Annotated in this window: 18 protein-coding genes; 9 read left to right on the forward strand and 9 right to left on the reverse strand. The window is 62.0% G+C overall.

Annotated elements, in window-relative coordinates; genetic code table 11:
- Window positions 1-10: 10 nt before the first annotated feature.
- The 7 genes from dxs to rpe all read right to left on the reverse strand — a co-directional run bounded on the left by dxs (window position 11) and on the right by rpe (window position 7825).
- Window positions 11-1936 (reverse strand): 1-deoxy-D-xylulose-5-phosphate synthase, encoded by a 1926-nt coding sequence (gene dxs, locus CCE89_RS05700; RefSeq protein ID WP_086437111.1) that lies wholly within the window; start codon window positions 1934-1936, stop codon window positions 11-13.
- A 94-nt stretch (window positions 1937-2030) separates the two neighbouring features.
- Window positions 2031-2510 (reverse strand): Fur family transcriptional regulator, encoded by a 480-nt coding sequence (locus tag CCE89_RS05705; RefSeq protein WP_086437112.1) that lies wholly within the window; start codon window positions 2508-2510, stop codon window positions 2031-2033.
- A gap of 32 nt (window positions 2511-2542) precedes the next feature.
- A complete protein-coding gene (gene msrA, locus CCE89_RS05710) occupies window positions 2543-3226 on the reverse strand; it encodes a peptide-methionine (S)-S-oxide reductase MsrA (protein ID WP_086437113.1) in 684 nt (227 codons plus the stop codon).
- Between the two features lie 9 nt (window positions 3227-3235).
- A complete protein-coding gene (locus CCE89_RS15245) occupies window positions 3236-3391 on the reverse strand; it encodes a hypothetical protein (protein ID WP_159456590.1) in 156 nt (51 codons plus the stop codon).
- A gap of 281 nt (window positions 3392-3672) precedes the next feature.
- On the reverse strand, window positions 3673-5262 hold the full coding sequence (gene purH / locus CCE89_RS05715) for a bifunctional phosphoribosylaminoimidazolecarboxamide formyltransferase/IMP cyclohydrolase (protein ID WP_086437114.1): 1590 nt from the start codon (window positions 5260-5262) through the stop codon (window positions 3673-3675).
- 8 nt (window positions 5263-5270) lie between these two features.
- Window positions 5271-7163 carry a heparinase II/III family protein gene (locus CCE89_RS05720; RefSeq protein ID WP_086437115.1) on the reverse strand — a complete coding sequence of 631 codons (1893 nt, stop codon included), beginning with the start codon at window positions 7161-7163 and terminating at the stop codon, window positions 5271-5273.
- Window positions 7163-7825: a ribulose-phosphate 3-epimerase gene (gene rpe / locus CCE89_RS05725; protein ID WP_086437116.1), complete on the reverse strand. Its 663-nt coding sequence runs from the start codon at window positions 7823-7825 to the stop codon at window positions 7163-7165. Before rpe ends, CCE89_RS05720 begins: the two co-directional genes overlap by 1 nt.
- A 344-nt stretch (window positions 7826-8169) precedes the next feature.
- On the opposite strand from rpe, the gene CCE89_RS05730 reads away from it, so the two are divergent.
- Window positions 8170-8616 (forward strand): DUF2141 domain-containing protein, encoded by a 447-nt coding sequence (locus tag CCE89_RS05730; RefSeq protein WP_234989971.1) that lies wholly within the window; start codon window positions 8170-8172, stop codon window positions 8614-8616.
- A 27-nt stretch (window positions 8617-8643) separates the two neighbouring features.
- On the opposite strand, the gene CCE89_RS05735 is transcribed toward CCE89_RS05730, so the two are convergent.
- Window positions 8644-9540: a hypothetical protein gene (locus tag CCE89_RS05735; RefSeq protein ID WP_086437118.1), complete on the reverse strand. Its 897-nt coding sequence runs from the start codon at window positions 9538-9540 to the stop codon at window positions 8644-8646.
- Window positions 9537-10517, reverse strand: a complete 981-nt coding sequence (locus tag CCE89_RS05740) for a diacylglycerol kinase family protein (protein ID WP_159456591.1) — start codon at window positions 10515-10517, stop codon at window positions 9537-9539. Before CCE89_RS05740 ends, CCE89_RS05735 begins: the two co-directional genes overlap by 4 nt.
- Window positions 10518-10627: 110 nt before the next feature.
- Here CCE89_RS05740 and CCE89_RS05745 point away from each other — a divergent pair, with 110 nt between their 5' ends.
- From CCE89_RS05745 to CCE89_RS15565, 8 genes are all read left to right on the forward strand, one after another.
- A complete protein-coding gene (locus CCE89_RS05745) occupies window positions 10628-11824 on the forward strand; it encodes a M20 metallopeptidase family protein (protein ID WP_086437983.1) in 1197 nt (398 codons plus the stop codon).
- Window positions 11825-12068: 244 nt separating this feature from the next.
- Window positions 12069-13229 (forward strand): tyrosine-type recombinase/integrase, encoded by a 1161-nt coding sequence (locus CCE89_RS05750; RefSeq protein ID WP_086437120.1) that lies wholly within the window; start codon window positions 12069-12071, stop codon window positions 13227-13229.
- Complete coding sequence (locus CCE89_RS05755) at window positions 13226-13963, forward strand: hypothetical protein (RefSeq protein WP_086437121.1); 738 nt, start codon at window positions 13226-13228, stop codon at window positions 13961-13963. The genes CCE89_RS05750 and CCE89_RS05755 overlap by 4 nt, the downstream gene beginning before the upstream one ends.
- Before the next feature lie 112 nt (window positions 13964-14075).
- Window positions 14076-14261 (forward strand): helix-turn-helix domain-containing protein, encoded by a 186-nt coding sequence (locus CCE89_RS05760; protein WP_086437122.1) that lies wholly within the window; start codon window positions 14076-14078, stop codon window positions 14259-14261.
- A 384-nt stretch (window positions 14262-14645) separates the two neighbouring features.
- Complete coding sequence (locus CCE89_RS05770) at window positions 14646-14936, forward strand: hypothetical protein (RefSeq protein ID WP_086437124.1); 291 nt, start codon at window positions 14646-14648, stop codon at window positions 14934-14936.
- Window positions 14936-15754, forward strand: coding sequence for a hypothetical protein (locus CCE89_RS05775; RefSeq protein ID WP_143255972.1), 819 nt, complete (start codon window positions 14936-14938; stop codon window positions 15752-15754). The genes CCE89_RS05770 and CCE89_RS05775 overlap by 1 nt, the downstream gene beginning before the upstream one ends.
- Window positions 15739-16563: a hypothetical protein gene (locus CCE89_RS15250; RefSeq protein WP_159456592.1), complete on the forward strand. Its 825-nt coding sequence runs from the start codon at window positions 15739-15741 to the stop codon at window positions 16561-16563. Before CCE89_RS05775 ends, CCE89_RS15250 begins: the two co-directional genes overlap by 16 nt.
- Complete coding sequence (locus CCE89_RS15565; protein ID WP_407640391.1) at window positions 16523-16687, forward strand: hypothetical protein; 165 nt, start codon at window positions 16523-16525, stop codon at window positions 16685-16687. The genes CCE89_RS15250 and CCE89_RS15565 overlap by 41 nt, the downstream gene beginning before the upstream one ends.
- The last annotated feature ends 172 nt before the right edge of the window (window positions 16688-16859 follow it).

Below are 16859 nucleotides of genomic sequence, written 5' to 3' on the forward strand. Positions count from 1 at the left end.
CCGCCTGTTTTCAGGCCCGCGCCTCTTCGACACCTGCCGAATTATGCCGCAGCGCCTTGAGCACCGTATCGACGATGTGCGGGGCGTTGAGGCCCGCCTCGTCATACTGCTTGTCCGGCGAGTCCTGATCCTGGAAAACATCGGGCAGGCGCATGGTGCGAATTTTCAGACCGTTGTCGGTCAGGCCCTCGTCCGAAGCGAAGGTAAGGACATGGGCGCCGAGGCCGCCAACCGCGCCTTCTTCCACCGTCACCACAACCTCGTGAGTCTTCATCAGGCGTTCGATCAGATCGGTGTCGAGCGGCTTGGCGAAGCGCATGTCGGCCACTGTCGTCGATAGCCCCTTGGCCTCAAGCTGGTCGGCTGCCTTCAATGCTTCGGCGAGACGCGCACCCAGCGAGAGGATCGCGACCTTGCTGCCTTCGCGAACCACGCGCCCCTTGCCGATTTCGAGTTTCTGCGGGGTTTCGGGCAGTTCCACGCCGACGCCGTTGCCGCGCGGATAGCGGAACGCGATCGGTCCCTCGTCATGTTCTGCGGCGGTATAGGTCATGTGGACCAGTTCCGCCTCGTCGGCGGCGGCCATCACGACGAAATTGGGCAGCGTCGCGAGATAGGTGATGTCGAAACTGCCGGCATGCGTCGAGCCGTCGGCCCCGACCAGCCCGGCGCGGTCGATCGCAAAGCGAACCGGCAGATTCTGGATCGCGACATCGTGAACGACCTGGTCGTAGGCGCGCTGCAGGAAGGTGGAATAGATTGCGGCAAAGGGCCGCATGCCCTGCGCAGCGAGCCCGGCTGCAAAAGTGACGCCGTGCTGTTCGGCGATACCGACATCGAAGGCGCGCTCGGGATGGGCCTTGGCAAAGCGGTCAACGCCCGTGCCGCTCGGCATTGCTGCCGTGATCGCGCAAATGCGCCTGTCCGTGTCGGCCAGCTTGGCGAGCGTGTCGCCGAAAACATTCTGATACGCGGGGGGACCGCTCGCGCTTTTCGCTTTCTCTCCGGTCACCACATCGAACTTGGGCACGCCATGGTATTTGTCGGCGCTGTTTTCGGCTGGGGCATAACCCTTGCCCTTGGTCGTCACGACATGGATCAGGACCGGGCCTTCCTCGGCGTCGCGAACATTCTCGAGGACCGGGATGAGGTGGTCGAGGTTGTGGCCGTCGATCGGGCCGACATAATAGAAGCCCAGCTCTTCGAACAGCGTCCCGCCGGTCACCATACCGCGGGTGTATTCCTCGGCCTTGTCGAGCGCCTTGTGCACCCGGCGCGACAGCTTGGAGGTCACCTTCGAGGCAAGGCTCCTGAGGCCGAGATATTCGCTCGAGGAGACGGTGCGCGCGAGATAGGCCGAAAGCCCGCCCACAGGCGGCGCGATCGACATGTCGTTATCGTTGAGGATCACGACAAGCCGATTGCCTGCCTGTTCGGCATTGTTCATTGCCTCGTAGGCCATGCCCGCACTCATCGCGCCGTCGCCGATCACCGCGATACCGCGACCCGGCTTGTCGTTGAGCTTGTTGGCGACGGCAAATCCAAGCGCGGCGGAGATTGAGGTCGAGCTATGGGCCGCACCAAAGGGATCGTATTCGCTCTCGCTGCGCTTGGTAAAGCCAGATAGCCCGCCACCCTGGCGCAGGGTGCGGATGCGGTCGCGGCGGCCGGTAAGGATCTTGTGCGGATAGCACTGGTGCCCGACGTCCCACACCAGCTTGTCGTCCGGCGTGTTGAAGACATAGTGGATTGCAACCGTGAGTTCGACCACGCCAAGGCCGGAACCGAGATGTCCGCCAGAGGTGCTGACCGCGTCGATCATTTCGGCGCGCAATTCGTCGGAAAGCTGGCGCAGCTGTGATTTATCAAGCCCGCGCAGATCGTCGGGTGTGCCGACTGTGTCCAGCAGCGGGGTCTTGGGAGGAGACTGACTCATGGGATCAGGCCCTTACACGCGAATTGAGAGACTGTCGATGAACCAGCCATCGATGAAAATACACGGCTGGCCGCCAAAAAACGCTGGTCGAGCGTCATGCGCAAGCCTTGCAAAGGCCGCGAATCTCTATCACCGGGCGTTCCGGCTTGAAGTCGCGCTCCTTGGCGATTGCACGCACCTTTCGGCTGACATCGTCATTGTCGACATGGGTCGCTTCTCCGCACAGGTCGCAGACCAGAAAGATGCAGTCATGCTCGCAGCCCGGGTGGGTGTTGGCGAGGAATGCATTGGCGCTCTCGACCCGCATGGCGAGATTGTTCGCCACGAACAGGTCGAGGATGCGGTAGACGCTGTTGGGCGCAACCCGCTTGCCGCGAGCCGCCGATAGATTGTCGGCAATGTCGTAGGCAGACACCGGGCGATCATGCCTAGCGAGTTCGGTGAATACGCTTTCGCGCATGTCGGTCCATTGCTCACCCGCTTCGGTCAGCGATTCCTGCGCCGCCTCGACGAGATTCTTGCCCGAATGCTCGTGGTGCGAATGATCGTGGTGTGCTTCTGCGTGCTTGGCCATCGGACCCATATAGGGCGGAACCGCCTGGAGCGCTACTTATGGTCGCGCAGGTAGCTGGCGCGGTAATGTTCGGGGAAGAAGCGCTGGAGAGCAGCGACCTTCGGCTTGTCCCACCGCTGGATATATCCGTGACGCGGGTTCTTCGCCATGAAGTCCTGATGATAGCCCTCTGCCGGGTAGAACTTGCGGTACTTCTCTATCTCCGTGACGATCGGACGGTCCCACTTTCCACTCTTCTGCATCTGGTCGAGATAGGCGCTGGCGACCGCGCGCTGTTCTGCGCTCATCGGGACGAGCGCGGCGCGATATTGCGAGCCGACATCGGGGCCCTGCCGGTTCTTCAGCGTGGGGTCGGCGACGACCGAGAAGAAGATCTGCAGCAGTTCGTCATAGCGCACGATCTTGGGGTCGTAGACGACCCTGACCGCTTCGGCATGGCCGGTGACGCCGGAGTTGGTCGCCTTGTAATTGGCGGTCGCGGCATTGCCGCCATGATAGCCAGATACGGCGCGCTTCACGCCCTTGGTGTGACTGAATACGCCCTCAACACCCCAGAAACAGCCCCCCGCAAAGACGGCGACCTTGAGGCCTCCCGTTTCCTTGGCAATGCGCGCAGGAGCGGGCGCTTCGAAATAGCTTTCGGCAGCAGCGGCAGGCTGCTGGCACCCGGCGAGCGCCAGCCCGAGGGCAGCAGCAATAGGGAAAAGGGGTTTCATATTGTCTCCTCAGTCGGAGACGCGTTCAGCCTGATCGGTAGCGGCATAGGCTTCGCTCGAGAACTCGGCGCGCCAATCCTGCGCCGTCATCGCACCCACCGCAAGTGCGCCCAGCGCGAAGCCGATGCCGAAATTGCGATAAAGGTCGGGTTTGAAAATGCCCATGGCGAAACTCTCGATACAATCTTTCTGTGTTGAGCCCTGTATAAGGGCCACCGCTTAGCGATTGGTGAACGCGCCGGTTGTCATGTATTCATTCGGTGCGTCGTCACCAGAAGTTACGCGAGTGCCAACAGAATAGATGCGTTCTTGTTGGCCTAGCTAGCGGATGTGATCCGGGCCGCGATCAGCGCGCCGCAAGCCCGACCGGGTGCACGCAGCCGCCCTGAAGCGTAGCGAAAGGAATTGCGGCGAGGACGCTCACGCGGATGGGTGAGCATGATGAATCAATGCCGGAAATGCCGCATCCCGGTGAAGACCATCGCGAGGCCTGCCTTGTTGGCCGCTTCGATCACTTCATCGTCGCGGATCGAACCGCCCGGCTGGATCACCGCCGTCGCGCCCGCTTCCGCCGCCGCGAGCAGGCCATCGGCAAAGGGAAAGAAAGCATCGGAAGCGACTGCGCTGCCGATCGCCTTGCTTTCGGCCCAGCCGTATTTCTCGGCCGCTTCGGCAGCCTTCATCGCGGCAATGCGCGAGCTGTCGCGGCGGTTCATCTGGCCCGCACCGATGCCGGCGGTCGCGCCGCCATTGGCATAAACGATCGCGTTCGATTTGACGTGGCGCGCAACCGTCCAGGCGAACAGGCAATCCTTGAGTTCCCGCTCTGTCGGCTCGCGTTCGGTCACTACCTTGAGATCGGATTCGGTGATCGCGCCATTGTCGCGCGTCTGCACCAGCAGTCCGCCGGTGATCGGCTTGATCGCGAGGCCGCCGCGACGCGGTTCGGGCAGTTCGCCCACGGTCAGCAACCGCAGGTTCTTCTTCTTCGCGAAGATCTCGCGCGCTTCGTCGGTGACGCTTGGCGCAATCACGACCTCGCTGAAGATCTTGGCAATCTCTTCCGCCGTCGCGCCGTCGAGCTCGGTATTGACCGCGACGATCCCGCCGAAGGCCGACACGCTGTCGCACTGCAGCGCAGCTTCCCAGGCATCGACCAGCGAGCCTGCCTGCGCCACACCGCAAGGGTTGGCGTGCTTGACGATCACGACCGCTGGCTCGCCGTCCTTGAACTCGGCACAGAGTTCGAGAGCGGCGTCGGCGTCGTTATAATTGTTGTAACTGAGCTCCTTGCCTTGCAATTGCTCGGCCTGCGCAATGCCGCGCGCATGCGGACCGACCGGCGTATAGAGCGCGGCCATCTGGTGCGGATTCTCGCCATAGCGCAGCGGCACCGGGTTCTTGCCGTTCACCGCCAGCATGTCGGGGAACATCTGCTGCTGGTCGGCAAAAGCAAACCATTGGCTGATCATCGAATCATAGGCGGCGGTGGCGGCAAAAGCCTTGGCCGCGCATTTCTTGCGAAAATCGATGCCGGTCGCGCCGTTCTTCTCTTCCAGCTCACCGATCAGCGTGTCGTAATCCGCAGGGTCGGTGACGATCGTCACATAGGCGTGGTTCTTGGCCGAGCTGCGCACCATCGACGGACCGCCGATGTCGATATTCTCGATGATCTCGTCGCGTTCGGCGCCCTTCGCCACGGTCGCTTCGAAGGGATAGAGATTGACTACGACGAGGTCGATCGCGCCGATTTCGTGTTCGGACATGGCCGCAGCATGTTCGGCATTGTCCCGCACCGCGAGCAGTCCGCCGTGCACCTTGGGGTGGAGCGTCTTGACCCGCCCGTCCATCATTTCGGGAAAGCCGGTCAGTTCGGAAATGTCCTTTACCGTCAGACCCGCATCGCGCAGCGCCTTGGCCGTCCCGCCGGTCGAAACCAGCTCGACATCGCGCGCAGCCAGCGCCTTGCCCAGATCCACCAAACCGCTCTTGTCGGACACCGAGAGCAGCGCCCGCTTGATTACCACATCCGTCACGTCGGAAATTATCCCATTTTCTTGAGCAGCCAGGAGAATTGTCCCCCGCTGCGAGATGTCATGCCCTGGATCACCAGTTGCTCGATCGGGCGTGGGCGGCCTCCGCCGCTGACCCAGAGGCTCTCCTCTAGACCAAGCGTGGCCCCGCTGTCATCGCCTCCAATTCGGAATTGCCAGAGCGACCCGTCGGGAAGCAACAGGCTCGCGCCGCGCTTGTCCTCGGCGAGCCGCGCCTCGACATGCGGACCTAGGTGGAAGCGGATGGCAAAGTCGATCTTGCCGCGTTTGCCCTTGCTGTTGCGGGGGAGGAGAATGTCCTCGCCGCGCAATTCCTCGCCGTCGCCGCGCAGCATAAGGATGCGGCGGTGGGTCAGGCCATAGCGTGCTGCATAGCCATCGTGACTCGCTTCGATCCGGGTAGCTTCGCCGCCCTTCTGGCGCATCACGCGGCGTTCGACCTCGACCTGCTCGGCACCCTTGCCCAGCGCGCCGTTGATCAGCACGGCGGTCGAGTTGGCATTGTCGAGGATCAGCGTCGAGTGCGCTGCGGTTGCGCGCAGGCCTTGCTCGATCCGGGCCGGAACCTGTCCGCCGGCAAGTGCTGCGCCGCCGCAATTGACTATCAGCCGGTGCGCGCCATCCGACACCTCGATGGCGAGCGTCGAAGCGCAGCCGAAACGCGCCTGGCGCGGCTTGGGCGGTGGCGCGGCATCCATCTGAACGACGGTGTTGCCGCCGGTGAGCCGCTGGAAGCCCCAGTGGCGAATATCCTTCAAGGGCCGCGTCCGCACACCGCTTGCTTCGATCAGCGCGGCAACGCGATCGGCGCGGGTCGCACCGCCGCCCTGCCAGCTGCCCAGCCCGCCATCGCCATGGCGCAGCGCCAGCAGCGGCGGCACCAGGAGCTCGAGCATCACTTGCAGCGCATCGGGGAAATCGCGATCGACCGCCTGATAACAGGCGCGCAGATCGGTCAGCAGCGCAATCGCATCCATCTGCGCCAGCGGACTGCGCGACAGCACGCCGCCATCCTCGGCAACGAACTCGCCCAGCGCCTTCACCAGCCCCGCCTCGCCATGCAGGCGGCGCGGCTTGCCATCGGGCAGCAGCAGACCGGCAGCGGTAACGGCGACCCAGCCAGCGACTGCACCGAACTGGTCCTCGGCACGCCCGGCCTTGCGGTCGAGCCAGCGCGCGGTGTCCTCGATCGCCGTGAGCATGCGCGTGCGCAGCTTCGGGTCCAGTCCCGAAAGAACCAAAGGCGCATGGGTCAGCCATGCAAGCAGGCGCTGACCGACATATTCGACCTTCCATGCCGCGCATTTGCCCGGCTCCGGATTGGCGTCGAGCCATGCCTTCGAAATCCGCTCCGCCGTCGCGACGCACTGCTCGCGCGGAGCAGAAGCTGCGAGATCGCGCAGCCACGAAAAGCCGTGAATGACCCGTTCGAATGGCGGGCTCATGCGCGAGGAGCTTTCGAATTCGACTTGACCGATGGGGGCCTTTGCGCCGTGGATCAGGAAATGTCCGGCGCGAAGGGCGACCCCCGCCGTACGGTCGCCGATCAGCGGGCTGTCGACAGTCGCCAGAAGCCGCGTCTTGGCAGGCTTGCGGAATGGTGCGGCGAGGGCAGAACCCGGAATGCCCATGCGGTAGGCGAGGCGGATGAGCCGTTCGCCTGCGCCCGCGGAGGGCGGCACGAAATCACTGAGAACGAGCGCGCGCGATGCGTCGAGCGGTTCGGAACCGTCAGCGTCAGCACCATTGGGGCCGACGGCCACCTGCACGACCGGCTGTTCGCCTCCGCGATCGAGCGGAAATGCACTCGCGCCGCTGTCGTGATCGGTCTGGTTGTCGGCGTTCTCCTTCAGGGTCGCGTCGTCGGAGAACAGGGCGTCCATCATCCGGCTCCTTTCAAAGCGGAAATATTGGCGGCGTATTGTTCTGGCCCGCCTTTGAATGTGGCCGATCCCGCGACAAGTACGTCGGCGCCCGCTTCGACGCATAGCTTCGCGGTTTCGGGGTTTACTCCGCCGTCGACCTCGAGATGGATGTCGCGCCCGTTAGCGTCGATCATGTCTCGAATCGTGCGGATCTTGTCGAGTTGCGAGTGAATAAAACTCTGCCCGCCAAAGCCGGGGTTCACGCTCATCACCAGAACCAGGTCGATATCGTCGATCAGGTAATCGAGCGCTTCGACCGGTGTTCCGGGATTGAGCGAGACACCCGCCTTCTTGCCCAAGGCCTTGATCGCCTGCACCGTGCGGTGGGCATGCGGTCCGGCCTCGGGGTGAATGGTGATGATGTCGGCGCCCGCCTCGGCAAACTCTTCAAGATAGCGGTCGACCGGCGAAATCATCAGATGGACGTCGAACGTCTTCTGGCTATGCGGCCTCAGGGCCTTCACCACCATCGGCCCGATGGTGAGGTTGGGCACATAGTGGCCGTCCATGACATCGACGTGGATCCAGTCGGCACCCGCCTCGTCCACCGCGCGCACTTCCTCGCCCAGCCTGGCAAAATCGGCCGAAAGGATCGAGGGAGAGATAAGAGGTGTCGCCATGGTGGGGCCCGACGGAAAATACTTATGTTGCGCTAGCTAACGGCCTAGGTATGCGCGGGGCTTGCCACAAGCGGTCTTGGCGCCCTTTTCCCCAAGCGGTACGCGGCGTTGCGCGCTTATGCACAGCAAGCTTGTAAATTTCCCGGCTGAACACCGGCAAAGAGTGCAATTCAGCCGTAATTCAGACCTGTTACGGCAGATGGAGGCCAACTTGCCCGAAGACGTTTGCGGTGAAGATCTGCACAGGGCATCAAGCTGATTTTTGGATTGATCATATGACACCGAATGCGACCCTCGGATGGAAGAACCTTGGATGGGCCGGAGCCGCGCTTGCCGCGGGCACAATGGCTTTTTCGGTTCCGACCGCCGCGCAGACCTATCGAGAGCAGATCGGCAACGACATGAGCAAATGCGCCCCCGGCGCCGGGCCTGCCGTTCGCGTGACGATCAACGGGGTAAAGAACTCCTCGGGCAGGATCCGCGTACAAAGCTACCGCGGAACCGCCTCCGACTGGCTTGAAAAGGGCAAGTGGATCTACCGCATCGAAGCGCCGGCACGCGCCGGGCGGATGACGTTCTGCATGCCCGTCCCGTCGAGCGGGACCTATGGCATCGCGGTGCGTCACGACGTCAACGGCAATGGCAAGACCGAGATTTCGGAAGATGGCGGGGGCATGTCGAACAATCCCTCGATCAACATCTTCAACCTCGGCAAGCCGAGCTACAAGAAGACCGCCTTCGCCGTGAACGGCGGGGTCAAGTCGATCGCGATCCAGATGAAATATATGTGAGGCATCTGAGGTGGCGGGCGAGCGGCACTAGCCGGCTCTTTTGCGCTTCTCTCGCCAGAGCGAAAACAGGACACCCGGTGCCGCGAGGACCGGGTGTTTTTCGCGAAAGGGCGTCACCTCGACCGGCACGCCGGTATGGCGCTCGATCTTCCATGCAGCATAGCGCGCTGCGCCTTCGAAGGTCGTGCTCGCCTTGACCAGCCGCGTGACATTGAGCGGTTTGCCCATACGGCGGCGGCGCTTCCACCAGTTGATGATCCTGCGCTTCTCGCTCGGCTCCATCGTCGGAGTGAGTACGGCTCCGTCGCGGTGATAGGCGATCCCCCCTGCATCCATCGCTAGCGGCAACAGGCCGTCGAAATGCGCGGCGTTGACCGAGAGGATCGAGTCCTCACGCCCCGCCTTCTCGACTCGGAACTCTGCCTGATACGTAGCGCGGAACAACGCCCGCCAGTATTCCTCGGCTTGGCCGCTTTGAGGGCCAAGCGCGACCGCCAGCCGCGCCGCGGTTTTGGCGGCATCGGCAATGGCGGCGACCACCTCGGAACGCGCAGCCTCGTTTCGCTGCCAGATCAGTGCGCTCGGCTGAACGAAACGCGCCCAGATCGTCGTGTCGAGCAATTCGCCGCGCGCAGCCTCAGCAAAGGTCGCCAGCGACATTGTCGCGATCTTCGCGCGTAGGATATCCCCATCATGCTCCCATTCGCGGTAGCTTACCCGCGGCCAGATCTTCTCCTTCTGCGGCCCCGGCAGCAGCACGTAATAATCGAGGACGCCTTCGAGCGAGCCGGTGCGCAGGTTCGAACCGTAAAAAAGCACCGCCAGTGCGCCGCTTTCCTCCGCCAGCCGCTCGGCGAAGTGCTCGACAGCAGGATCGACCGTAGCGTCGAGCTGCGCGGCGATCCGTGTTTCGAGCGCGCTCATTTTGGCGCAACGAACTCGATCTCGGGGCCCGGCGCGATTCCGTACTTGCCGCCTGGATAAGCCTCGCCGTCGAGAATGAAGGAGTCGTCGATATTTAACGTGAAACTCTCCACGGCACGCTGATGCATGCCTTTCGCCTCCATCTCCTCGGGCAGTTTGCCGCGCAGAATCAGAGGGAGACGCAGGAGAATGCTCCGCGTCGCGTGATCGATCACGGCGATCTTCAGGCCCTGGGTGAGCTTACCGAATGGCATGATCCCGGCCGGAAAGCGCTCCAGCGTGGAAGCAAGCAGAAGTTGGCGATACGCACTATCCCCGATCTGACTTCGCGGAAACGGTTCGCCCGCTTCGCCTACGCGGATGTCCATTTTCGAACCGCGCCGCCACGGATTGTCCGCCCTGCCCATCAACGCGGTAAGCACGCCCCAAACGGTCGTCACTCCAACGGCGAGGCTGTTGAACGCGCCGAGCCTGTGGGCATCCTGCCCCTTGCTGATGCCCAGCGTGAAAGCACCTGCGCCGAGAATGAAGCCGAGCATCGGCGGTGCCTCGCCTGCGATCGGAGTGATCGAAAGCGGCCTGCGCGGGATTCTGCGGCCGTCGCGAAAGGCATCGATCGCGCCCTGCAGCGACCACTCGCTCGGCGCATCGAGATCGACCGTAAGCGCATTGGTCTTGCCCTTCGGCAAGACGGCGACAGCGGGCCAGTCCTCGCCGAATATTGCGTGGCCCGCCGTCAGCGCATCGCGCACCGTGCCGTCGCCGCCGTTGATGACGAGAAGGTCGATGCCGCGCTGCTTGAACCGTTCGAGCGCCACCGGCAATTGGTCGCGCGCGCCCGGCTGCGCCACAAAGACATGCGGTGCGGGGTCCGAAGCAAGGTCCTGCCCCTTATTGCGGTGGCTGCGCGGATTGTAGATCACGCCAACCGTAGGCAGGCCGCTCGCTCGGGCAGTCGGGGTCGGCGTATCGCTCATCGCCAGCGCCTTTAGCGGGAAAAGACGTAGCTGCACTAGGGGGTTGTCGGAAACTCGCAGCCAATGCGAATAGCGATGGAGTCCGCCGCGCATTGCGCTATCCTGCCTTCATGCTGACACCCGACATCCTCGAAAGCGCGCGCGGCCTCTCGGACGGCATCGTCGCGCTCCGCCGCGCCATCCATGCCGAGCCAGAGCTTGGCCTGCACACACCCAAGACCATGGCCAAGGTGCGCGAGGCGCTGGCCGATCGGCCGCTTACATGGCGCGAGGGAAGCTCGACCACCGGCCAGGTCGCGACTCTGGAGGGCGCAAAACCCGGCCGCCGCGTGCTGCTGCGCGGCGACATGGACGCGCTGCCGATGGAGGAGAAGACCGGACTCGACTTCGCCTCGAGGATTCCGAACACCATGCACGCCTGCGGGCATGACACCCACACCGCCATGCTGGCGGGTGCGGCACGACTGCTAAGTGCAAAGCGTGAGGAGTTTGCCGGCACGGTCGACTTCATGTTCCAGCCGGGGGAAGAAGGCTATCACGGCGCGCGCTTCATGCTCGATGACGGGCTGATCGACCCGCTGCCCGACGCGGCCTTTGCGCTGCATATCATGCCCAATGCCGCATTCGGCGTGCTCGCCGGGCGCGCCGGACCTTTGATGGCCGCGGCCGACCAGTTCACCATCACGGTCAAGGGCCGGGGCGGTCACGCCTCCATGCCGCACGACTGCGCGGACCCCGTACCCGCTGCCGCCGCAATCGTCTCGGCCATTCAGGCAATGGTAACCCGCCGCTTCAACGCCGCGAGCGCGGTGGTGGTGACCGTCACGCAGATGCACGCCGGCACTGCGCACAATATCATACCGGACGATGCGATGCTCGCGGGGACCATTCGCACGCTGTCGCCCGAACACCGGGAGAAAGTGCATAGGCTGGTTTCCGAGACTGTCTCGCATGTCGCGAAAGCGCATGGCGTCGAAGCGGACTGCGAAATCGAAGCGGGCTTTCCGGTCACGATCTGCGACGAACGCGCGGTCGCGCTGGGCAAGCACGTTGCAACTGGCCTCGGAGGCGAGGCAGGCTGGCGCGATCTCCCCGACCCGATCATGGGGGCGGAGGATTTCTCCTACCTGCTCGAGAAAGTGCCGGGCGCGATGTTCTTCCTCGGCGTCGCCAACGAAGGCGAGGACTGGCGCTCGTGCTGCGCGATCCATAGCCCGCGCATGCATGTCGACGAGAATGCGCTGCCCAAGGGCACGGCAATGTTGGCCGGCTGCGCGCTGGAGTTTCTGGAGAGGGGCTGGGAGTAGCTCGCGCGCTCTAGGATTGAAGCGTTGGCGCCACGAACAGCTGGAGCAGACCTCGCCCTTGGCGCACCCGACAGGATTCGAACCTGTGACCTCTGCCTTCGGAGTGCAGGGATTACTGGCAGCCATGGACCCAGCCGGACATTGAAACCCCTGTAAAACAGGGAGTATCCGTCCGATCTTGTCCAAGGCCATCCTCTTATGTATTCCGTACGCATTCCGTACGAAATGAAAAGGGCGGCTGGCGATGGCACTGGATTTGAGCAAGGTTGGCGAGCGAGAACGGCTCAAGGCAAAGCGAGAGCCGCACTGGCAACGGCTGCGCGCAGGGTGCTTTCTTGGCTTTCGTCCTTCCAAACGTGGCGGAAAGGGAACGTGGATTGCCCGTGCCTATGATGAGGATACGGGGAAGTATCGGCTCAAGGCTCTGGGCGACTTCGGGAAACTGGCTGGCAATGCAATGTTTGCAGCCGCTAAGGCAGAGGCTGAGACATTCGCGGAGTTGGTGGAATCGGGTGGCGAAGTACGCGCCAAGATGGAAACCGTTGCCGATGCCTGCCGTGAGTACGCAAAGGACCGTCCTGAGGCAGGGCAACGCTTCAAACGCTACGTATACGAAGATGCAATCGCCAAAGTGAAGCTGGACAAGCTGCGCCGTCGCCATGTGAAGGAATGGCGCAAACGGCTGGAGGCACAACCGGCCTTAGTTAGCCGTCGCAAAGAAGGCGAGCCGATCCATCGCAAACGCGCGGCTTCCACCGTAAACCGCGATATGGCCGTACTGCGCGCGGCGCTGGCCAAGGTACTTTCACCCGGCGCTCCGAACAGCGAGGCGGCTTGGCAAGAGGCGCTAAAAGTCATTCCCAATGCCAATGGGCGGCGCACCCTATACCTTGATCGCAGCCAGCGCAGTAAGCTGGTGGCAAGGACTGATGCGGAAGCCGCACCTTTCGTCCGCGCGCTCTGTCTGCTGCCGTTGCGACCCGGCGCATTGGCGGGGCTTACCGCTGGAGACTTCGACAAGCGAACTGCTGAATTGACCATTGGCAAGGACAAGACGGGTAAGCCGCGGCGCATCCAGTTGCCAGCTGAAGCCGCGAAACTGCTGACAAAGCAGTTGAAGGACAAGCTGCCAGCCGCGCCTCTATTTCACCGCAAGAACGGCAAGCCGTGGGACAAGAATAGCTGGAAGGTTCCAATCGCTGCGGCGGTCAAGGCAGCTGGCCTGCCAACCGGAGCAACTGCGTACACGCTGCGGCATAGCACCATCACTGATCTTGTGAGCGCTGGCCTGCCGCTTCTCACCATTGCACAAATCTCTGGCACGAGCGCGGAGATGATCGAGCGCCATTATGGTCACCTCGCCAGTGACGCGGCAGTAAAGGCGCTGGGAGAGTTGGCGCTGTGAGTTTTGCCGACGAAAACGAATTTAATGCCTTTGTCTATCGCGATGCGTATTTGCCCCACGTGACCGCCGAGAGCACAAAAGAGGCGTTAGGGCATTTTCTCTTACGGTTGAAAGGAGACAGGGATTGGGAATGGCTTGCTATGGCAGTTAGACGCTCACTGGCCATGACAATGAGAAACGTAAGCGATGGGCCTGAAAGACAAAGCAACGCTGACACACGCAAGGAAATACAGGCACTGGCCAAACGTACTGGCAAGCTCTGGGCTGCGCTGTTTGAAGGCCGGAGTGCTGAAGCGGAAGATGCCGTTTGGGCCTATTCCTGGTGGCATTGGGATGGGAAAGGAGGCGAGGAAATAGCCCCCCATCTAGCGTCTGGCACTCCGGACGGCTGGAACCGTTTCAATGAAGCAGTGAGCCAACTCGATTGGTTGTCTGGTTACCTACATCAAGTGGCGCGGAATATTCCTTCCCAAGCGCCAAAATGGACGAAGGCCGAATGGCGCGAAATTCGGATACAGCGCGGTCAATGCCTCGCTCCAGTTTATTTGGCCGCATTCGGCGCAAATGAATTAGCTCACAAGGCATTTGGCGACTTCTATCAGCGAATGATCGCTCTCGCGTTTCCAAGAGAGCCGGATGACCTTCCTGATTTTGAAGCCGTTATCACTGAGGTGCGGCAACGCCATCTCGCGACGCCGGTCCAGTTTACCGCTGAACACATTCCCGGTCTTTGATCCGGACATTCATCATTCAGAAAATCCGGGAGTGTCCGTAACAGTGTCCAAGTAAATACTGTCAGACCCCGCTCCAGCCGCACGCAGCGCGGTGGATACGGAGCGAAGATAAATGACCAAATCTTACTTAAAATTGCCAGAGGCCGTGGAATATTCCGGCCTATCGCGGAGCGCCCTTTATGTGGCTTTGAAACAGGGTGCCCTGACAGCCCGTAAGGCGGGCAGGCGTACCTTAATACCCGCCGCTGAATTGGACGCATATCTAGCCAGTCTTCCGACCTTCGGCGCGGGAGAATGAACTGTGAGCCTACATATGCAAAACCCCGGCGTGCAGGCCGGGGCTTCGCGCGATCAACTTGGCGGCTGGTCGCGACATCGTCTTACCGCACCGGGCTGGCGCTGGCAACTTCTTGCCTCTCGCTATCGCCTGCCATCTTCGATGGCGCGCGAGGTTTGCTGGCACTGCTATGGGGAGGCGCGGGATGACTAGCCCAAGATTCCCAACACACCGTGACGCAGCTTTAGCGCTCTTACACAGCGACAATCGCCTAACTCGGAAGGCTGGTCAGTTTCTAGGCCAGCTAGCGGTCGATACAATGCCGCTGAGCGATGCGCAGGCTGAATGGCTAACAAAGCTGCTGGATCGCGCCGGTTTGCCCGGCTTGGCGGAAGGAGAGGAGCAATGAGCACCTATCCCGATGCACCGGGCCACCGGAATGTGGAAACGTCAATCGCCGCTGCCGAGGCGCTAACCCCCAAGCTGGGGCGGCTCCAGCGCATGGCGCATGCGGCCATTCGCGATGCTGGCTTCATTGGCCTAACCGCCGATGAATTGGCGGTGCGGCTCGATATGGATCGCTATTCGATCCAGCCGCGCACAAGTGAGTTGAAACGGAAAGGCATGATCCGCGATTGCGGGCAGCGCCGCCCCAACTCAAGTGGCAAGATGGCCATCGTCTGGGTGGCAGTCTGATGTTTGTCACCATGCCCAAGCAAGGTGCCTGCGAACGGCATGGTGGCACCTTTGAAACTTCACCGGGTCGCGGATTCGGTGAAGTTTCATTGGCACAGCCACCGGCTGAGAATGGCGGAAAACAGCCATCGCCGCGAACTGGCACGCCGCATGCAATTAGATACTCTAATCTAGGTGTTGCAGCCAATTCTGCTTGCACAACCGGCAGGGGCGGGGCGCGGAACCGTGCCGACCGTGAAAGCCATGCACTTACCGCTGCCCAGATTGCCAATATGAAGGCCGCTGAGCGCCATGCAGCCGCAATTGGCCTGCCATTTACCCGGATGATCACAATTCACTGGGAGGCCGCTGGTGTGCCCCTAGAGGCCATGACCAACGCAACCGGTCGCTTTGTCGATCTGATGAGCAAAATGCTCTGGCGTCACGGCAGCATGACGTCATGGCTTTGGGTGCACGAGAACGGCGTTGGAAAGGGCGCGCACTGCCACCTGCTAGCCCATGTGCCAGCCGCACAAGTGCAGCGCCTTGGTAAGCTTCAAAAGGGCTGGTTGCGCCGGATAAGCGGCAAACCCTATCGACGCGGTGTAATCCACAGCAAACCGATTGGCGGGCGACTAGGGTTGGAGGCAGGCAATCCCGATCTCCACGCCGTCAATCTGGAGGCCGCGCTTGCCTATGTCCTGAAAGGCGCAAGCCCTGAGGCCGCGTCACAATTCGGCCTGGAGCGACTTGAGCCGGGCGGATGCATCATCGGAAAGCGTTGCGGCACCTCCCAGAATATCGGCGCGAAGGCGCGCAAAACATGGCAAACGCAATGAGCAAACGGAATGATATGCAGGACGGGCGCATTGATCCCGCCAAGTTGGACGCTGCCGCAAAGCCCCGACGCAAACGGCGCAAGCGCAACCGTCCTGAACCAGCCGCCGAATTACGCGAATGGGAAACGGAAGCCGACAAGCGCGCTCATGCCCGTTCATACCCGCCCGGCATAATGCTGGAACCGGCGGGTTTCGATGATGAGCATTGGACCTCGCCCCACAATGACGATTCGCTTTGGACGCTCCAACTTGCCGATGCATTCGGCACCCGATCCCGCTCCGTCATTTCCACGTTTCTAAGCCAACTGGAGGCCCTGTGCGGTCAGAGCCATTGGGACGATGAAGCAAAGCAATGGCGGCTGGACGAAAACCAATTCAATGCGGCGCTTGCCTTGGTCAACAACGTGAAGCCCCGGAACGAAATGGAAGCGGCGCTTGCCGCGCAAATGGTGGCAATCCACTTGCTCACCATGAAGGTGACAGCTTTCGCGATCAAACATGAATACGACACGCGCACCGCCTCTGCGGCTGCGAAACTGGCGCGAACCTTCACGCTGCAAATGGATGCCCTGCAATCACTGCGGGGCAAGAAGAGCACCGCTCACCAGTCGATCACGGTAAGGAAGGAACTGCACCAGCATGTGCATTACCACCGGGGGGAGGACGAAAGTGAAGGACAACCCCATGAACCGCCCGCCACGATTGTTGACCAATGCACCGCTCTGCCAAGCACAAAACCGGGCGGGCAAGCCATGCAGGTGTCCGGCGGTGAAGGGCAAGACAAGATGCCGCATGCACGGGGGCGCTAGAGGCTCAGGAGCGCCCAAGGGCAAGAGGAACGGTATGTGGCGGCATGGCGGCTTCACTGCGGAAGCAGTTGCCCTTAGGCGCGAAGTGCATGAGTTGCTTCGATCTATACGTTTGAAGCGATGACGCCCGATGGGCCAACAATGGGTCTTCCAAAGTGTATTTGTTTCATCTTGCCGCCTTTGCCGGGCTGACCATCAGCCGAGGGTGAAGCGGCTAGCAGCGCCATTTTATTGATGCGGCGAGAATCATTGCGTCGTATCCCTTTGGATCGCCAGCTGAAGCGCCGCCCACCTTC

Origin of the sequence: Altererythrobacter xiamenensis, from assembly GCF_900177715.1 — a bacterium.
Lineage (GTDB): Bacteria > Pseudomonadota > Alphaproteobacteria > Sphingomonadales > Sphingomonadaceae > Erythrobacter > Erythrobacter xiamenensis.

Coding starts and splice junctions, on each gene's coding strand:
- CCE89_RS05730 (WP_234989971.1), top strand. CDS start 8,170: ATGGCTTTTTCGGTTCCGACCGCCGCGCAGACCTATCGAGAGCAGATC.
- CCE89_RS15250 (WP_159456592.1), top strand. CDS start 15,739: ATGGCAAACGCAATGAGCAAACGGAATGATATGCAGGACGGGCGCATT.
- CCE89_RS05760 (WP_086437122.1), top strand. CDS start 14,076: ATGACCAAATCTTACTTAAAATTGCCAGAGGCCGTGGAATATTCCGGC.
- CCE89_RS05735 (WP_086437118.1), bottom strand. CDS start 9,540: ATGAGCGCGCTCGAAACACGGATCGCCGCGCAGCTCGACGCTACGGTC.
- CCE89_RS05720 (WP_086437115.1), bottom strand. CDS start 7,163: ATGGACGCCCTGTTCTCCGACGACGCGACCCTGAAGGAGAACGCCGAC.
- CCE89_RS05740 (WP_159456591.1), bottom strand. CDS start 10,517: ATGAGCGATACGCCGACCCCGACTGCCCGAGCGAGCGGCCTGCCTACG.
- CCE89_RS05705 (WP_086437112.1), bottom strand. CDS start 2,510: ATGGCCAAGCACGCAGAAGCACACCACGATCATTCGCACCACGAGCAT.
- rpe (WP_086437116.1), bottom strand. CDS start 7,825: ATGGCGACACCTCTTATCTCTCCCTCGATCCTTTCGGCCGATTTTGCC.
- CCE89_RS05770 (WP_086437124.1), top strand. CDS start 14,646: ATGAGCACCTATCCCGATGCACCGGGCCACCGGAATGTGGAAACGTCA.
- CCE89_RS05775 (WP_143255972.1), top strand. CDS start 14,936: ATGTTTGTCACCATGCCCAAGCAAGGTGCCTGCGAACGGCATGGTGGC.
- dxs (WP_086437111.1), bottom strand. CDS start 1,936: ATGAGTCAGTCTCCTCCCAAGACCCCGCTGCTGGACACAGTCGGCACA.
- CCE89_RS05745 (WP_086437983.1), top strand. CDS start 10,628: ATGCTGACACCCGACATCCTCGAAAGCGCGCGCGGCCTCTCGGACGGC.
- CCE89_RS15245 (WP_159456590.1), bottom strand. CDS start 3,391: ATGGGCATTTTCAAACCCGACCTTTATCGCAATTTCGGCATCGGCTTC.
- CCE89_RS05750 (WP_086437120.1), top strand. CDS start 12,069: ATGGCACTGGATTTGAGCAAGGTTGGCGAGCGAGAACGGCTCAAGGCA.
- msrA (WP_086437113.1), bottom strand. CDS start 3,226: ATGAAACCCCTTTTCCCTATTGCTGCTGCCCTCGGGCTGGCGCTCGCC.